Raw genomic sequence first — 18579 nt, 5'->3', positions numbered from 1 at the left:
TTTATTTTATATTTGAGCCAATATTTTAGCGCCTTTAATTATATCAGCATCTTTTTTAGCAAAACAGAATCGTAAGAGGCCATTTTTAGGTATTTCAAATAATGATGATAATGGAATTAGTCCTATACCATGTTCTTTAACAAGCCTTGTCACGAAAGTATGGTCATCTTCATCACTTATTTGACTATAGTCTAGTACCTGAAAAGGAGAACCTTGCCATTCTAAAAGTTTGAATCGCGATCCCTTTAGATTTTCCCTTAATAGGTTATTTTGTTTTTTGTATATTTTATGTAAATTCTCATAAAACTCCGGATGTTCCATAATTCCTTCTGCTAAAGCAAGTTGCATAGGAGTGCATGCGGAGAAAGTTGAAAACTGTTTTATAGCAAGAACACTTTTTATAATATCTGCAGGAGCAATCATTGATCCTTGGCGCCAGCCTGTAAGATTAAATGTTTTACCAAAAGACTGTAGTACAACAAGCTTATCGCGTAGTTCAGGAATTTGTATAGCACTTGTGAAGCTATCACCACTATAAATATGTTCATAAACTTCATCAGATATTACTAAGATATTTTTATCTTTAACAATTTTAGCAATTTCTTGATACTCATGTTTTGAAATAATTGTTCCCATTGGGTTATGAGGAGAGTTTAAAAGTATAATTTTTGTTTTATCAGTGATAGCATTAGCTATAGCTTGTACATCTATATTGCCATTTGATAGTAGCTTCAACCTTATGCATTTACCTTGATTAAAGTTAGTAATACCTTCATAAGCATCAAATACAGGATCAAACATTATAATCTCATCACCTTTATCAAGGTATGCAGATATTGTAGTAAATAAGCCTTCTTGTGCACCGACAGTAATTGCTACATTATCAACAGTGATGTCTACATCATAACAGGCCTTAGTTTTATGAACCATTGCTTGACGTAAACTTATAACTCCAGGAATTGGGGAATATTTATTTTCTCCTTTTTTCATATGGAAGTTAGTGCGATCAATTAACCATTCAGGAGTATCAAAATCAGGAGCTCCTTGTGTAAAGTTAAGAGCTTTGTATTGTGCTGCTAATGTTCCAAATTTACCATATATCGATGGAGAGGTATTAAGGTATGGCTTAGGTTGTATCATAATTATTACTCTATTTAGGATAATATATTAGTTTGATTATATTACAAATTTTGCTGGCATACTATTTTAAAATTAATAAAGAATGTAGATAAAAATTAAAGAGTTTATTTTAGTATATTATGTAATTGCCCTATACTTATTTCTTGCTTCTCTTGAGTCTTACGATTTTTATACTCTATAAGTCCTTGCTCAAGAAGTCTGTCACCAATTACAACATGATGAGAATATCCCACAAGATCAGCATCAGCAAACATTACTCCAGGTCGTGCACCGCGATCATCTAGTAATACATCAATACCTTTAACTAATAACTCCTTATAAAGCTCATCAGCAATTTTTTTTACATTTTCTGATTTGTTGTAATTGATTGGAAGTATAGCAACTTCATATGGAGCTATAGCCTCTGGCCATACTATACCATTATCATCATGAGATTGTTCAATTGCAGCAGCTATAACTCGAGATACTCCAAAACCATAACATCCCATTAAAATAGGTTTTGATTTACCATCTTGGCCAATCACTGTTGCATTCATTGGTTTTGAATATACATCTTCAAGTTCAAAAATATGCCCAACTTCTATTCCATTTGTTAGCTCTAAAGTACCTTTATTATCTGGAGATATATCACCAGTTACTACATTGCGTATATCCGCGACTTGATAGTTAGTAACATCTCTATCCCAGTTTACATTTGTTAAGTGGTAATCATCTTCATTAGCACCACAGCATAAATCTGAAATTGCTACAGCACTATAATCTGCGATTATTTGAATAGGACTGTTATATATACCAAGTGAACCAGGATTAGCATTAAAAATCTTAAAGATTTCCTCATGTGAAGCTAAGTTATATGGAGCTGTTATTTGTGGGAGTTTATTGATCTTTGTTTCATTAAGCTCATGATCACCTCTAACAACTAACGCAAAAAAGCTTCCTTCAGCATCTTTAATAACCATAGTCTTTATGGTTTTTTTAATGTCAAACCCCATTGTGTTACAAAGCTTTTCAATAGTCTTAATATTTGGTGTATGGATTTTTACTATAGTATTTTTAGAAGCTTCTTTTTTACTTAAATCAGGTTTAGCATAAGTTGCTAACTCAATATTGGCAGCATAATCACTATTATTACTATAGCAAATAATATCTTCACCAGCATTTGCAAGCACTTGAAACTCATGGCTATTGTCACCACCAATTGCGCCTGTATCTGCTTTAACAGGACGATATTCTAAGCCTATTCTATCTAAAATATTACAATAGGTTTGATACATAGTTTCATAAGTATTATGTAAGCAGTCAATATTCTCATGGAATGAATAAGAATCTTTCATTATAAACTCACGAGCTCGCATTACACCAAATCGAGGTCGAATTTCATCTCTAAATTTTGTTTGGATTTGGTATAAATTTAGAGGTAGTTGCTTATAGCTTTTGATAGTATCTCTCGCCATATCAACTATAGGTTCTTCATGTGTTGGGCCATAGCAGAAATCTCTTTCATGTCTATCTTTTAATTTTAGAAGTTCTGGACCAAATTTATCCCAACGGTGAGTCTCCTGTAAGAGTTCTGATGGTAAAACACTTGGCAGAAGTAATTCACTGGCTCCAGCTTTGTTCATTTCTTCACGGACAATATTTTGGATCTTTTGTAAGACTTTAAGACCCATTGGCATCCATGTATATATTCCAGAAGCAAGCTTCTTAATAAGACCTGCTTTTAACATATATTGATGACTAATTAGAACAGCTTCTTTAGGAAGCTCTTTTGTTGTTGCAATAAGAGTTTGAGTTGCTTTCATATATTTTGTAAATTTATAAATAAAGATATGAGCTAAATTATAGCAAAAAAAATATTATAAAATATAAAAAATGACTCTAGATATGGGAAAGTAAGGAGATATGAAAAAACTAAAAAGAGCCAATATCTAAAGTCAAATTTTAAACATTTAAGTTACATACTATAATACTGTAGTCTGATATTAATATTTGTAACTTTTTGAAGTATTTATTTTATGTTAAAAATAAAATAAGTCAATCTTTATTGTAGCGTAATAAATATTTTTTGTTTAATTTGGGTTATTTAGAAAAAACTTCTAAGAGCCAGTAATTATTCGGATCTGAAGGACATAAATGAGGTCCGCACTCAATAAGAACACTTATGGTATTTGCTAAGGTTAAACATATAATTAATATAACAGCTATTTTCACAAGGATATTGTTACCTTTTTTTATTTTTTCTTGATTTGATGTTATAAGACCACAAATTGTGCTGTATAAGATAAATATGATACTTATGATGAAATTCCATGTATACATATGTAATGAAAAAACTGCATCTCCATAACTGCCTGTTCCTGGAACAATATGTAAAAGAATCTGCGTGATAGCCATTGCAGAATTTAATAATGCGACTAATATTACAAAAAAGTAATGTTCAGATTTATTTCCATGAATTAAATTTAGTATTATTCCAAAGCTAATTAGGCTTAATGCCATTCTTTGAAATACACATAGTGCACATGGCAACTCACTAAGAAAAATTTGATAGTAAAAAGCAGAAGTTAATACTACACATATTCCGATAAGAGCTATAGAATCAAAAAAATCTAATATATTCTGTTTCATAATATATTCTCCTATAATTGAATATTTATATATCTGATAGTGTGAGGAATAAAGACTAATAGTAATAATATTAAAGATATAAGAAAAAGTATCTTAGCTATTTTATATTTATTTGTTACAGCAAGTATGAGGCTTAGTAGAGTAGTTATGAATATTAATGTAATCATTTTATCTTTCCAATTTATGAAGATAAAATGAATTATATATGGAGATTTAATATAAATTAAATAAATATTTATTTAATAATATATAAGTAATATTTATATATAATGTGAGTGCATACTTAGAGCTGTTTAGAATTCATAAATTTAGAGATAAGAAAGGAGGAGAAAAATATAAACTACTAAACAGCTCTAAGTCAAAACTTTAATTGTAGTGTAATAAAAAATATTTTTGAATATTGTTTGTTGGCTCCCCGAGACGGACTTGAACCGCCGACCAATTGATTAACAGTCAACTGCTCTACCGACTGAGCTATCGGGGAGTAACGAGACGTATTATATGATTGTTTTTATATACTGTCAATATTTTTTTAGAAATTTTATAGCTTTTTATAAGCTTTCATATGATTGTATATTTGTGTTAATATATCCGCTAAGTTTTAAGTCGATTATTTACTTAGATATGACAAATCAAGTTATACAAAGACAGCAGGAATTAGTAGAAGAACTATCTTTCTTTGATGATTGGGAAGATAAGTATGATTATATTATTTCTTTAGGTAAACAATTACCAGATTTTCCAGAAAGTAAGAAGATTGAGGATAATTTAGTCAGAGGGTGCCAATCTCAAGTTTGGTTTGACAGTGTAGTTGAAAATGGTAAATTAAACTTTATTGCAACAAGTGATGCTTTGATTGTTTCTGGGCTCATAGCAGTATTATTACGTGTATACAATGATGTAACGCCTGATGATATATTAAGTTCAGATATGAATTTTATCAAACAAATTGGCTTTGGGAATAATTTAAGTTCAAATAGGGCAAATGGCTTGAAGTCTATGCTTAACTATATATATGCAACAGCATCTAAAAATCAGTAGATGGAAATACTTGTTTGTAGACCAGAAAAAGATGCTAAGGGTTTAGTAGAGTTACTTAACTCACAGAATCACACGGCTATTAGCTTACCAGTTATAAAAATTTCCTATAAGGATATTTCTGAAGAAATTTTTCAATATAGTGTAATTGTATTTACGAGTAAATATGCTGTTGAAAGTTTGTTTAAGCAATATCCTCCAGAACTATTAGCAAATAAAAAAATATATGCAGTTGGAGCGAGTACTGCAAATCTCCTCAAGGAGTTTGGGCTAAGCTCACAATATCCTCACGAGAAATATAACTCTCAAGAATTATTTAAATTAATTTATCGACAAAATGTATTGAAAGATAGCTTTGCTATTATTTCTGGTATTGGAGGTAATGATTTTTTAGTAAAAGAGCTTTCTAAATACACTAGGTGTAATAAGTTTGAGGTTTATGAGCGGGTTTTTGAAGATCTTGATTATTTAATGATGAAGTATGCTCAATCATTTTCGAATAAAAATCCTGATCTGATAGTTGCTACAAGTCTTGATGTATTTAGATCATTAATTAGAGTTTTTGCAAAAACATCAGCTCCAAAAGGTGCAATTATTACCATAACTAGTTCAAAAATGCTAGAATTTGTAAGTAAGCAAGGCTTTAAAAATACTTTGAAGCTTGAAGAAATAAATAATGAATATATTTGTAGAAAAATATTAGAAATTACAGAGGCTAGTATAAATGTCAGTAACAAAAGAATCTCACCAGCAAAGTAGTGATGCTGAAAATGCTCTTGTAGAACAAAATCAAGCTAAGGGTCCAAAGGCGATTGTTTCTAAACTTGGTTTTGTTTTGTCATTGGTTGCTATAGGTATGGCTGGTTATGTAACAGTTGATTCGATAATTAAGTCAAAAAGAATTGATAATGAAAATTATCAATATACAGCTTTAGAAAAGCAAATAAATAAACTTAAAGAAGATCAGCGTAATCAAGATGCTATTCTTAATGATATAGGTAATCAAAGTGATTCACAGCGAGATAGTATAAAAGCAGTTCAGACACAGCTTTCGCTTGTAAATAGCCAACTATCAACTCCTGCTAAAGATTTATATATGCAAATGAGTATTATAAATATTCAATCAGCTATTGATTATTTAATCTTAGCTAAAGATGTTGTGATTTTTAGTGGAGATACTCAAAGAGCTAATGATTTGGTTAGCATGGCTTTTGATAAAATTGAGGCAAGTAAAGTTGCAAACATTAGTGCAAGTGATCGTCTGAATATAAAAAATATTTTAAAAAGTTACTCATCTAGAGAAGATATTATAAAAGAGTTTATTAACATTGAGCAGCAATTCGGCAAATTAGAATATATTACTCCTGAAAATACTAGTTTAGAAAAAGCCACACAACCTAAGAATAAATATATGAAGTTGCTAAGCTCAATTGTTGAAATTCAAGATATTCCTAAAAATCAGATTCTTGTATCGACTAAGCAGGCAAAACAGTTTATTTCTGATAGCTTATATCAGTCTCTAATATCTTTGCAAACTGCGATGTATACAAATAATGAGACAGATATTGCTCAAGCTAAGGCGAATCTTATCGATATTCTAGGAAAATATTTTGTCCAAAATAGTAACGCCAAGGATTTAGAAAAAACTATACAAGGTATTCAAGCTCGTAAAACTCAGGATCTAGATAATGCTCTTGATAAAGTTATTACCCAGCTATCAAATCAGCAGAATGAGCTTTTAACTAAAGAATCAGTATTTAAAGTAAATGCAAGTAAAAAGGAAAGTAACAAATGATAAATATTATAAAGCTTATAATAGCAGTTATCATAGCTACATTGGTAGGTATCTGGGCTACCAAATACCATGGTTACATTATGCTTGTTTTATCAGATAAGACTATAAAAATGAATTTGGTAGCATTTGTTTTTGTAGTCGCAGTACTACTTTTCTTAATGATTTTTGGCATTAGGGTAATTAAGTTTGCTTTTAGCTTTCCTTACCTATTATTTAGTTGGTTCTTCGGATTGTTTATGGTTAATAAACAAGAAAAATTTGTTGATGTAATAGCAGATATTTCATTAAAAAATGATAAATTAATAAGACAGACAAGTATTTCAAGTTTAGTAAAAATAACTCCTAAATATTTGAGAGATTATATTTTATTTAGGAAACTTGAAATAATATCTAATTCAGAAGATATTAAAGAACTAGAAAAGTCTTTGAAACACTTAAGTAATGATAGTATTACATATAAGTTCTTTGAAGTGTACAAGCTTTACTTAGTTCAGAAGCTAACGGAAGCTCGAACAAGAGTATTGGTTTTATTAGAATGTGGAGATAATAGATTTATGCCAAATATTGCTAATTTGGCTGGAAGTATTGCTTTAACAGATAAAGATGATACCTTTGCGTTGAAGATTTTAGAGAAGTATGATGCTTTTTTAAAGGAAGATATTGAAGAAAAGCTGATAATACTAGCATTAAAATCGGCAAAAGATATTGATAAACTATCAGATGTTTATAACAAAGCAGATGCTACCCCAACGTTGAGTAGAGTTTATTTAGAGCAGTTAGTAGCTTTAGATGAAATGGTTTTTGCAGAGAAATTTGCTAAGAAGCAATTTAATAACTCTAATATATCTGCAGGAATGTTGAGGCTTTATGTTAACGCTTTTAATATACCTATTTCTAAATTAACAAGTAAGGTTCTTGATAAAGGTAATAGTGACTATAGTAGCATTATCACATTGTTAGAACTTGCAGTGGTTAAGTCAGATAATATTAGCTTTAAAATGATTTATGATTATATTGAAAGAAATATTAAAGATTTATTGTCTAAATTAGATTTAGAAAGATATTCACATATTTTGTGTAAGTTTTTTATAAAAAATGGTGAAGTTGCAGGAATAGATTTATCAGAAGCAAGACTGGTTTATAGAAATAATTGATAAGAGGTATATATGCAAATCAAAAGATGGTTTTTAAATAATAGTCTGAGAAATTATCAATACCTTATGTATGATAGTAATAATGCAATTATTATTGATCCTCTGAAAGCTGATGTTTTTGATGATTTTATTAGACAAAACAGTCTTCAGCTTAAAGCAATTCTTATAACTCACAAACATGGTGATCATATTGCCGGAGTTAGAAAGTTAGTTGAACTTTATCCTGATGCCAAGATATATGCTTATACTGACAATGAACTATTTAAACCAGATATATATGTTAAAGAAGGCGATGTTATTGATTTGGGATTCACTACTTTTAAGGTTTTATACACTCCTGGACATATTTCTGATCATGTAAGTTTTTTATTTGAAGGTGAGAAAGCTCTGTTTTGTGGTGATACTTTGTTTAATGCAGGAGTTGGTGGTATTCATGCGGAGACTGCAGATGTAAATAAATTATATGAATCATTAGTTAAAATTGTAGATTTAGATGGTGACATTAGATCATATCCAGCACATGATTATTGGCAGAGTAATTTAGATTTTGCATTAAGTATACTTCCTGAAGATAAAAACTTTAATTACTATAGGGATCAGGTAGCTAACTTAGAAGCTGAAGAAAAACCAATAGTTAATTTGGCTGAGGAAAGTAAACTTAATATCTTTATTAGATCACTAAGTGATAGTGGCCTTGAAAAAGCCTTACCAAATCATTCTCTTGGTAGAGAAATGTTTGTTAAACTAAGAGAGTTAAAGAATAAATTTTAAAAATTAATTTTTAGTTACTGGTGTTTTTTTATCAGGATTATTTTTTTCATCTGTTGTAGATGCTTCTGTCTTTGTTTCTTTTTTATCATCCTTAGGCTCTATTTTGGTTCGACTGATTTCCCTAGGGAATCCACCATTTAATCCTAATCTTTGTAGTTTAATAATATCTGGAGCCATAGCACGTTGGCTATCATATGGACCTATATACATTCTAATCCAATTGCCAACACGTTGAAACTTAGGATTTAGTCCATCTTCTTTCATTTTTTTAACATACCATAAAGTTTCATCCAGATTTCTAAAAGATGCTACTTGATAAATATAGGTATATTTATATTGCGCTCTTTTAGACTCAGGTTTTACATTTACACTAACACTATCATGCTTAAGATTATCATAAAATGTAAATACCATTTTACCACTTGGAGTGTTCTCAGAGACTTCATCATGTTCACTATTTGTTTTTTGCTCATTAGCAGTATTTTTAGTAGAGCTTTTAGTTTCTTTTTTATCAATTTGTTGCTCTATTTTAGCTTTCTCTTCAGCTTTGATTTTTTTCAAGTGCTTATTTATCAGTTTTGAGGTAACTGCTACACCTAAAAGTATGATAACTACAATTATAAGTATTTTTTTCTTCTTATTTAATTTAGGTTTTTCAGGTGGTTGCTGAATTTCATTTTTTTGTTTTTTAGGTATATCTAATTTTGATAGATCTTTCATAAGCTTTGTTTTGGCAATAATTTTTTTATAAACTAAACTAAGGTTTACTTTATTAGTGTTATACTAAAGAAAGATTATAATTAATAGTGATATAAAAATATATAGGGTTTTGTTATGAGCTACCATAAAAATGATAAATTTATTATTAAAGGTTTCCATGAAAGTTGCCCAAATGCTTTTAAAGATAAGATAATAGCAATGGGAGTTATAGAAGGACAACAAATGAGAGTTATAAATAAATCAATATTTGGAGGTCCTGTAGCATTCGAGACTAGTTGTGGGATCTTTTCATTACGTAAAAAAGACTTAAATTTTTTAAAATTAGAAAAAATAAATTAAAAAGAGGGTAAAATGAGTTTTAAAAAAGTACTTTTAGTAACATCAATATGTACAGCTACTTTTGCTACAACTAATTTATATGCTGCAGCAGCTGTACCTTCACAGAAAACAGCGACTCAAGATAGTAGTCTAATAAAAAATACACTTATTAGTAATTTGGATTCTTTATTCCCATTCCAAACGCACGTTACAGTTGGTAAAGTTGATCAAGATAGCAATGGTGATATTACTGCTTCTGATATTCTAATAGTAAGTAGTGGAAATGATAATCCCAATGTATCTATAGATAAGTTGGAAGTTAAAGGCCTAAAAGCTAACCAAAAAATCACTAAAGATGTATCGATAAAAGTTGAAGGTTTAAGAATCACTAATTTAGCATCCTCTGTTGCTAATAGTAATGCAGTTAGTGCAAATGTGAATTCTAAAAATTTATCAGGTGATAATAATCTATATAAAATAGCTATGGATACTATAGGGAAAAGTGTTTATAACTTTGAATTTGACTATGATTATAGCGATAGTACATTAGAATTTTCTCTTGATTCTACAGTTAATAAAAAACCTTTTGTAAAAGAAGATTTTGAATTAACTAATTTTGATTTGTCAGATACAGCTTTTGATAATGACTTTTTGGCAAGCTTAAGAAATAAAGCAATGACTTCAAAGATAAAAGAGTTGGAGTTTGATGTTAATTTTTCAGAAGTTTTGAAAGAAATAACATCTCAATATTTGGGTAAAGACTATAAAGAAACTCCTAACCTAGATATTAATGGAACATTAGGGAAAACGACTGGTGAGTTTGAATTAAATGTTGATGGTAATTTAGGTTCAGAAAGCCATGTTAAGTATAATGCTGTAGTTGATGGTATTGATCTGAAAAATACTCAAGTAAAAGATATATTAAATGGATCTAATGCATTTTTGAAAAATGCATATATTCAGTCAAATACAGCAGATGCTGCAATTGAATTAAACTTTGATAAAGATTCTTTTTCAAAAAAATCTCCATTCCAGCAGATTCTTGATCTTTTAGGTAAAAAACAACTAGATATAAAAATAACCTCAAACAGTAGTTATGAAGATTCTAAGTATAATAATAACTTTAATATGAAGACAGATGGCTTAGCAAGTTTGAGTGCTAGTACTCAAGCTGTAGTCAATGGTAAGTTAAGTTTATTACCATATCTTGGTGTGGCAGATAAAAACCAAAAAGATCTCTATAACTGTAATAATCAATTATGTTTGACAAATATTGATCTTAGCTTTGTAAATAATGGATTCTTAGAAAAGATTGCAAGATATACTAATAAAGATCCTAATACAACTCCTCAGCAAATACTTGGTTCATATGGAGCATTGTTACAGCTTTTTGCAGTACAACAACAAGATCAATTCTTAAGAGAAACACTGTCATCTTTTGCAATGTTTTTACAAAATCCTAAAAACATAAGTATCCATGCAAAAGCAAATAAACCTGTGAATCAAACAGCTTTATTAAATATGTTAGTTGATGATACTAAGTCATTGAAAAAACAAAATCCAATGAAAAATAGTAATGGTAGAGTTGATTTAAGTAAATCTCCAGATATTAAATTAATAAATGATCTTCAAAAGATATTTAAAATAACTTTTGATGTTAATAGTTAGTTTTAAAATACATAAATATTATAGCTATTTAGTGTATATCAGTGTTGACAAAACTTTAAAATAAGGTAATATATCTCTCTATAAAGCGGGAATAGCTCAGTGGTAGAGCACAACCTTGCCAAGGTTGGGGTCGCGAGTTCGAGCCTCGTTTCCCGCTCCATACTCTTGCATGTGTGGCTGAGTAGCAAAATGGTTATGCAGAGGCCTGCAAAGCCTTGGACGCCGGTTCGATTCCGGCCTCAGCCTCCAACAAATGCCCGGGTGGTGAAATTGGTAGACACAAGGGACTTAAAATCCCTCGGAGCTTAACCTCCGTGCCGGTTCGAGTCCGGCCCCGGGCACCATTTATTCAAATCATATAATCTCATATTGTTTCATTAAACCTTTATATATCAATACTTTTAGGGATTTATTATTCCATATAGTTTTATATAGTGTTATTAAAACCTAACATTTATTTGTACGACTATTTGTACGACTAAATTAATATTGTTGGGTTTATATATACTCTAGATATAAAAAAATCTAAAAAAGTTTAATTGGTCAAATTAGTCAAATTTACAGACTTAATTTTTCTCATTAGATTAACCACGAATACAACTAGTTTGTATAAGTTTAATTAATTTAATAAGAGGAAAATAATATGGCTAAATTAACAGAGTTACAACTTAAAAAGTTAAAACATAGTGGTAAGAGTAAAAATAATAATGTAATAAAAGATATAGAAAATTTATACATAGAAATAAAACCAAGTAATACAAAGAGTTGGACTTATAGATACTATATGAATGGAAGAACTAATAAGGTTGGCTTAGGAGGATATCCAAAGATATCAATTAAAGAAGCTAGAGAAAAAGTATATGAATTTAATATCTTAAAAGCAAAAGGAATAGATCCTAAGTCAGAGATATTAAAACAAAAAAACCAAAAGAATAAACTGTTTATTAATATGGTTAATATATGGTTAGAAAAGAAACAAAAAGAATGGTCACCTAATACATATAAAAAGATAAAAGGTTATCTAGATAAAGACATATTACCAGTATTTAAAAATAGAGATATTGATGAAATAGAATATATAGAAATAGTATCTTTGTTAAAAGAGTATAAATCAACACCAACTAAACAAAGTAAAATTAAAACAACATTATCAGGTATATATAAGTTAGCTAAAGCTAATGGTTTATGTAATATAAACCCAGTAAATGAAGATTTATGTATAGTTATGGAAAGACAATCTAATAATAACTATTCATTTATTCATCCAATAGATGATAAATATAATTTATCTAGATTATTAAATGATATAGATAACTATAATAGTAGTTACCTAGTAAAAAAAGCATTACAGTTAGCACCATACTTAGCATTTAGGCCTAGTATGATAGTAAGTCTTAAGTGGAATAATTTTAATGAAAAAGAAAGATTACTTGTTATTGATGGTGATAATATGAAAATGAAAAAAGAGTTCAAACAACCATTAAGTGATCAAGCATTTAATATATTGTTAGAATTAAAACAATTAACTGGTAAAAGTGAATATATATTTACTAATAGAAAGGGTAAGCATATAACACCGGATTCATTAAGGGCAGCACTACAAACTAGATTGGGTTATGATGGTAAGAATGATAAACCAAGATTTACTACACATGGATGGAGACATGTTACAAGTACTGGTTTATATTATTTACAAAGAAAATATAAATGGCAAAGTGAAGCAATAGAAATGGTATTAGATCACCAAGAGAGAAATAAGGTAAAGGCAGTATATAATAATTATGATTATTTAGATGAAAGGAGAGAAATTCTATCTAGATGGGCAGATTTTATTGATAGTATAAAAGATTTCTCTAATAAAATTTATTTTGATAAAGTTGGTTAAATTAACTGACATTACTGACAAATATCTATAAGACTTAGGGTGCAATGCTTTGAGCAAATTCAAATAATATATCTTACTGACAATAGAGTGACAAATGTTGTTATAAGATAGTTGAACTAGTGCTAATTAAGTATCATCAGTATATGAAATAATTTATTATTAAAGATACTAATAACTAATATATTATTATATGTATCACTCTAAAATAATACTTATGAAAGAATATATAAGTCTTAATGAGTTGTTGGACTTATATAAAGGTGAAGGTCTTAAAAAACATGATATTATCAAATTGGTGGAACTAGCTAAACTTACATTTTATGTCAAAGAAAGTTGCAATTATATCAAGTATACTTTTATACCTAGAGATATATCCCAAAGTAGTTTTCAGCAAAACCATGATTTAGATCATTATATTTTTGAATTATATGATGAAGTACAGCTATTAGATAAAAGAATTGATTATCATCGAATGGATTATAATGATCAAATGTTCTTAGATGAAAAAGAAAAGATAGAAAAAGAGATCGATGAACTTACTTCATCTCAGTTTAGTAAAAAACCATTATTTTGGGCAAAAACGAGCTTAAGTAATGAAATATTGCTCTATGATAGTGATTTATATTTTAGGGTGGATCAAACTATCATAGAACTTTCAAGCTTAAATTTTTCTTTGCAGAAAGAGATAATGCAAGTATATGAAAAAGATAACTCATTTAGTCAAGATGATTTGATTTACGGAATTACTGATAGAGAGATAGATGAGCTAGTTCAAGAATTTATCGAAAATGCTTTAGATGATATTCTTTCAATAAAATATGATGAGCTAGAAGAAAAATATGAAGAAAAAATTAAGGAGGGATATGAACCTGATAAGCCTGTGATGCCTACATTAAAAGATATTGGTAAAACTGATATTGCAAGTTGGTTATCAAATGAAGGGAAGTTCAGAGACTTACTAACCTCTCCCCAAGGAGGAAAGTTTAATAATAAAGAGTCAGCGATTATTGCTAGCTATATGAAGGAGAAGTTAGGATTGCCTGATAAAACAAGTGCAAAACAAGAACTTTCTAGTAGATTAGTTCGTGTATCTCCAAATGACTATAAACATAAAACTAAATAACTTTTTAACTACTAGCTAATTAGTCAAACTAATAATTTACACCTAATGAAAACCCTCTACAACCATTGCTATATATAGCTTTCAAAAAAAGTTTATTTTTTTGAAGTTAGTCTAATTAGTCAAAAAGATTTGCTCTTAAAATATTGATAATATTCCTTTTGAAGTTTAGCGCTAAATAGTCTTTCGTAAGTGCACATTACGAGAGATAACAAATAACTAATAACAAAAGGAGAAACAATAAATGAATATGCTAAGAATAAATCAAGTAATAGAAAAAACAGGTCTATCAAGATCAACAATTTACAGACTAGTAAACTCTAAAGAAATGCCACAACCAATAAAACTTACTGAAAAAACAACGGTTTGGGTATCAACAGAAATAGATTCTTTTCTTGAGAAGAAAATTCAAGAGTCAAGAGGGTAGTGGTTATGTATGATTTAAAAAACTTATTAGAGAGTAGTAAATATTCTCTTAGCTATGGTGAAATTACTAGATTTCGTGATCCCATGAAATCTAAAGATAACAGAGATATTTGGGCAACTCAAGTTGATTGGGATGTATACATTATGGGTAATTGGAGCACAGGTGAAAAAGTAGTAATAAGTGAGAAAAAGACTATTTCATATACAGAAAAAGCTGAATATGCATATAGATCACTTGTAGCAAAACAAGAAGCTGAGAGTAAAAAAATGGAGGTGGCAAACAAATTAAAAACCATATTTGAGATGGCTCATGATGCTTCTAATGAGCATCCATATTTATTGCGAAAAGGCATAGATCCTGTAGATATAAAACAGATTAATGATATGTTGATAATTCCAATTTATAGTATAGGCGGCATAGTGCCTGCTGATGAGTTACAAAGCATTCAGTTTATATATCCTGATGGTAGTAAAAGATTTGCTAAAGGAGGAATCTCAAAGGGTTATATGCTTTTAGATAATGGTAGTACAAATATGTTTGTTATATGCGAAGGGTATGCAACTGGAGTAAGTATTCTAGAGCATCTTAAGCAGAATCAAATAGCAGCATCTGTAATAGTTGCGTTTAATTGTCACAACCTTTTAGATGTCGGTATGTATATAAGGGAGAATTTTCGTTCATCAAATATAGAAATCTGGGCAGATAATGATTCTTCTGGAATCGGTGAAAGAAAAGCAAAAGAAGTGCAAGAAATGGTAGGGGCAACCATAAAAATTCCTCCATTTAATGAGTTCGAGAAATCACAAGGCTTAACAGATTGGAACGACTATTTTAATCAGCAAAACAAACATAAGGAGGTACAAACACATGTCTAAATTGAATACAAATAAAAAAACTATAATCGAACTGCCTAAGAGTAAAATTTCTATAAAAGAGCTAACTAAGGATATGCTTCCTAGAGCATTATCAGATTATTTATTTGAGATATCAGAAAATACAAAGCTACCCAAAGAATATCTTGTTGGGTCCGCTTTAGGATATTTAGCAGGACTATTAGGAAACAGGGCAAGAGTTGAAGTTAATTCTAAATATAAAGTAACTCCAGTTTTGTGGGCATGTCTTATCGGCGCTTCTGGTTCAGGGAAAAGTCCATGTATGGAGTTGGCATATGAACCTTTAAAAGAGATAAGTAAGGTAAATAATGAGCAGTTTTTGCAGTTGCAGCAAGAATTTAAAGTACAGCAAAAGACACAAGAAATCAAAATGACTAAACTCAAAAGAGAATATAACTCTAAAAATAATAATTCTGATGAGTCAAAGAATGAGGTCTTGAAGCAGATAGAAAGCTTGGAAAGAGAAAAAATCCTATGTCCTTTTAGTAGAAACTTTATGTTATCTTCAGGGTCAATTGAGGGTATATATGAGACATTAGAGAAAGAAAGTCCATCAGGAATGCTTATGATGATTGATGAGCTAAGTGGTCTTTTTGCAAAACTTAATAAATATGATAATCAAGAAGTTAAAGCAATATACTTATCATTATATAATGGCTACACAAATATCAATAATAAAACAGTATCACGAGGAAATGATATAGTTGAAAATGGTGCACTCTCTATAGTTGGTGGTATTCAGCTTGCAAAAATGAAAGAAGTGATCACGAAAGATGACTCTTCTGGATTACTTGCAAGATTTCAATTACCTATTTTAGTCCATACTAAGGCAAAGAAAACATTACCAGAAGATAATATTATTTATAATTCATATAAAGATTATGAACAATGTTTTCATAAAATTAACTCGTTACCTCATTGCTTTAATATTGAAAATAACAAATTGTTAGTAACTGATCCTTTGATTTATAAATATTCGGACAAAGCATACGATAAATTCCGTGTTTGGTTTGATAATAATCAAGATTATATATGTGTAGAAAGCAATGATTATATAGCTGAGTTTTTATCTAAGGCGGCTAACACTGTTTGTACTTTAGCATTAATATTCCATTTAATTAATAACCAATATAATGATAAAGAAATAGGTGTAGAAGAGGTAACTCAAGCTATAAAGCTAACAGAGTTCTTTATTGATAATGCGAGATGCTTATATTACGAAGAATTATCAGCACCTATGAAAATAGCAAGGGATATCTTAGATGAAAGCTTAGACTTTTTAAAAAAAGAACAAGAGACAAATGGATACTTAGCACAAAGAAACTTTAGAAGACTTAATCGAAGTAGCTTAAAAGACGATGATACTCTTCAAGAAGTTATAGATATTTTAGAAGAGTATAATTATTTAATAAACCTTAATAAAAAAACTAAAAAATATAAGCACTATATCCTTAATCCGGAGTTATAGAAATATTATTATTCATAATAAAATGATTATCGGTTTGTATAGTTTTTTATAAGCTATATTTGTATTAAAATCTCAATATTAATGATTTTTTTTTTCTCATATTATAACAAAGGTAGAGAAGTTACTTGATTGAATATTGTTGTATCTAACTTTGAAGGGTAGTTTGGTTACAAACTATTCTTACTCTTTGAAGTAGCATTGAAATTAAATGCTATCACAGGTACTAAATCTAATTTATCGACAATGTACTCCATAGCTGGGCGAATAGTATTTTCTCCAAACTTTTGGTTGATTCTATCCATAGCTATATCGCATCTAAGGTGCTTTGAATCATAGGGTTCCGCAAATAGATCTAACTGTTGAGAATCATTATATTCAAGCTCCCAGCATTTGATACCTAGTTTTAAAAGTGGTTCACCTCGGTATAGTTTCATGTGAGCTTTTACAGCTTTGATAAACTCATGATTACAGTTATTAGCTTGATCAAAGACATATATATTACGGATTAGCTTATGTTTAGCTAATAGGTAAATTCTTACTGACTTAGAACGGATATTTAATAATCTCATTCTTCTAGTAAGTCGATATGTTAGATGTAGAAGAGTTGATTCTATTACATTTCTATCTCTTAGAAATGGTGGTAATTGCTTGCTATGTCCGATCGATTTAGGCATGCTTTCTTTAGTTATTAACTCTATTGGATCATGACCATTACATGTTGAATGTAAACGCTTACCAACTACTCCATATCTATTTGTTAAAACATCATGGGGAATCTTTTGTAAATCTCCAATCGTCTTAAAACCTCTATCATTTAAATATTGTAATATTCTATTACCAATACCACATAGTTTGTACAATGGATATGGTGCCATATACTCTTTTATCTTATCTGCTGGAACTATGGTAGTTTTGCCTTTATTAACACCTGCTACAAACTTAGCTGTTAGCTTGCCTTCTGATATACCTATAGAGCAGTTAATACCGCCACTACTATCATATACAGCTTGTCTTATCATAGTAGCTATATTCTCTACACCCTTGTATAAATCTAAAACTGGGTATAGGTTTATCCAACACTCATCAATAGAGAATACTTCTATATCTGGGGTTATATTGCGTAAGGCTGAGATTATATTCCCAGAAATTTCAGCATATCGTTTGGGTCTAGATGGTCTTTTGATAATCTCTGGACATAATCTAAGAGCCTCCTGCATACGCATACCAGTTTTAATACCATAAGCTCTAGCTTCATAGCTACTCGAGATAATACAAGTACCAGCTTCACCATTAGTTACAGCTACTGGTTTATGCATTAGCTCTGGAAAATCTATCTGTTCGCAACTTGGGAAAAATGCCTGCATATCGACTAATGCTATACAGGTTTCACTATTCCATTTCATATATCAATCTTAATAAAGTGTAGTATAACTTCACTTATTTAAAATATAGATGATTAAGATTCAAATGTGAAGTATTATTTCACTTTTAATATTGATACATACCAAAGAGAGTTTTATAATCTAACTAATAAGATATTTCATAAACCTTGTA

General features: G+C 29.6%; 17 protein-coding genes and 4 tRNA genes. 15 read left to right on the top strand and 6 right to left on the bottom strand.

The window, feature by feature from the left end; all coding sequences use genetic code 11:
* Window positions 1–6: 6 nt before the first annotated feature.
* The 4 genes from R8535_RS01080 to R8535_RS01065 form a co-directional block, all read right to left on the bottom strand.
* Complete coding sequence (locus R8535_RS01080; RefSeq protein ID WP_329495714.1) at window positions 7–1140, bottom strand: aminotransferase class I/II-fold pyridoxal phosphate-dependent enzyme; 1134 nt, start codon at window positions 1138–1140, stop codon at window positions 7–9.
* Between the two features lie 104 nt (window positions 1141–1244).
* The gene (locus R8535_RS01075) at window positions 1245–2942 is read right to left on the bottom strand and encodes a proline--tRNA ligase (RefSeq protein ID WP_329495712.1); all 1698 of its coding nucleotides are present in this window, start codon (window positions 2940–2942) and stop codon (window positions 1245–1247) included.
* A gap of 277 nt (window positions 2943–3219) precedes the next feature.
* Window positions 3220–3768 carry a disulfide bond formation protein B gene (locus tag R8535_RS01070; RefSeq protein ID WP_329495710.1) on the bottom strand — a complete coding sequence of 183 codons (549 nt, stop codon included), beginning with the start codon at window positions 3766–3768 and terminating at the stop codon, window positions 3220–3222.
* 408 nt (window positions 3769–4176) lie between these two features.
* Window positions 4177–4252: transfer RNA gene (locus R8535_RS01065), tRNA-Asn, on the bottom strand.
* A gap of 140 nt (window positions 4253–4392) precedes the next feature.
* On the opposite strand from R8535_RS01065, the gene R8535_RS01060 reads away from it, so the two are divergent.
* The 5 genes from R8535_RS01060 to R8535_RS01040 are packed head-to-tail and all read left to right on the top strand — an operon-like array spanning window position 4393 to window position 8526.
* The gene (locus R8535_RS01060; protein WP_329495708.1) at window positions 4393–4809 is read left to right on the top strand and encodes a SufE family protein; all 417 of its coding nucleotides are present in this window, start codon (window positions 4393–4395) and stop codon (window positions 4807–4809) included.
* The gene (locus tag R8535_RS01055; RefSeq protein WP_329495707.1) at window positions 4810–5565 is read left to right on the top strand and encodes a uroporphyrinogen-III synthase; all 756 of its coding nucleotides are present in this window, start codon (window positions 4810–4812) and stop codon (window positions 5563–5565) included.
* Window positions 5531–6601, top strand: coding sequence for a hypothetical protein (locus tag R8535_RS01050; protein ID WP_329495706.1), 1071 nt, complete (start codon window positions 5531–5533; stop codon window positions 6599–6601). Before R8535_RS01055 ends, R8535_RS01050 begins: the two co-directional genes overlap by 35 nt.
* Window positions 6598–7755 (top strand): heme biosynthesis protein HemY, encoded by a 1158-nt coding sequence (locus R8535_RS01045; RefSeq protein ID WP_329495704.1) that lies wholly within the window; start codon window positions 6598–6600, stop codon window positions 7753–7755. Before R8535_RS01050 ends, R8535_RS01045 begins: the two co-directional genes overlap by 4 nt.
* Before the next feature lie 12 nt (window positions 7756–7767).
* Window positions 7768–8526, top strand: coding sequence for a hydroxyacylglutathione hydrolase (locus tag R8535_RS01040; protein WP_329495702.1), 759 nt, complete (start codon window positions 7768–7770; stop codon window positions 8524–8526).
* Window positions 8527–8529: 3 nt separating this feature from the next.
* On the opposite strand, the gene R8535_RS01035 is transcribed toward R8535_RS01040, so the two are convergent.
* Entirely contained in the window at window positions 8530–9246 is a 717-nt protein-coding gene (locus R8535_RS01035) for an SPOR domain-containing protein (protein WP_329495700.1), read from the bottom strand.
* Between the two features lie 114 nt (window positions 9247–9360).
* Here R8535_RS01035 and R8535_RS01030 point away from each other — a divergent pair, with 114 nt between their 5' ends.
* From R8535_RS01030 to R8535_RS00985, 10 genes are all read left to right on the top strand, one after another.
* Window positions 9361–9585 (top strand): FeoA domain-containing protein, encoded by a 225-nt coding sequence (locus R8535_RS01030; RefSeq protein WP_329495698.1) that lies wholly within the window; start codon window positions 9361–9363, stop codon window positions 9583–9585.
* Window positions 9586–9597: 12 nt separating this feature from the next.
* Window positions 9598–11232, top strand: coding sequence for a hypothetical protein (locus R8535_RS01025; protein WP_329495697.1), 1635 nt, complete (start codon window positions 9598–9600; stop codon window positions 11230–11232).
* A gap of 85 nt (window positions 11233–11317) precedes the next feature.
* Window positions 11318–11392, top strand: a tRNA-Gly gene (locus R8535_RS01020).
* 15 nt (window positions 11393–11407) lie between these two features.
* Window positions 11408–11481 (top strand) — tRNA-Cys (locus R8535_RS01015).
* A 6-nt stretch (window positions 11482–11487) separates the two neighbouring features.
* Window positions 11488–11576, top strand: a tRNA-Leu gene (locus R8535_RS01010).
* Window positions 11577–11875: 299 nt separating this feature from the next.
* On the top strand, window positions 11876–13117 hold the full coding sequence (locus tag R8535_RS01005) for a tyrosine-type recombinase/integrase (RefSeq protein ID WP_329495695.1): 1242 nt from the start codon (window positions 11876–11878) through the stop codon (window positions 13115–13117).
* A 214-nt stretch (window positions 13118–13331) separates the two neighbouring features.
* Window positions 13332–14240, top strand: a complete 909-nt coding sequence (locus R8535_RS01000; RefSeq protein WP_329495693.1) for a hypothetical protein — start codon at window positions 13332–13334, stop codon at window positions 14238–14240.
* Between the two features lie 241 nt (window positions 14241–14481).
* Complete coding sequence (locus R8535_RS00995) at window positions 14482–14664, top strand: helix-turn-helix transcriptional regulator (RefSeq protein WP_329495691.1); 183 nt, start codon at window positions 14482–14484, stop codon at window positions 14662–14664.
* Window positions 14665–14669: 5 nt separating this feature from the next.
* Window positions 14670–15539 carry a toprim domain-containing protein gene (locus R8535_RS00990; protein WP_329495689.1) on the top strand — a complete coding sequence of 290 codons (870 nt, stop codon included), beginning with the start codon at window positions 14670–14672 and terminating at the stop codon, window positions 15537–15539.
* Window positions 15532–17025 carry a DUF3987 domain-containing protein gene (locus R8535_RS00985; protein WP_329495687.1) on the top strand — a complete coding sequence of 498 codons (1494 nt, stop codon included), beginning with the start codon at window positions 15532–15534 and terminating at the stop codon, window positions 17023–17025. Before R8535_RS00990 ends, R8535_RS00985 begins: the two co-directional genes overlap by 8 nt.
* 167 nt (window positions 17026–17192) lie before the next feature.
* On the opposite strand, the gene R8535_RS00980 is transcribed toward R8535_RS00985, so the two are convergent.
* A complete protein-coding gene (locus tag R8535_RS00980) occupies window positions 17193–18428 on the bottom strand; it encodes a Y-family DNA polymerase (protein ID WP_329495685.1) in 1236 nt (411 codons plus the stop codon).
* Between the last annotated feature and the right edge of the window lie 151 nt (window positions 18429–18579).

The sequence above is a fragment of the Francisella sp. 19S2-4 genome (assembly GCF_036281795.1).
Classification (GTDB): domain Bacteria; phylum Pseudomonadota; class Gammaproteobacteria; order Francisellales; family Francisellaceae; genus Francisella.
The sequence above is the reverse complement of the archived record's forward strand: the minus strand, read 5'-3'. Positions and strand labels throughout refer to the sequence as shown.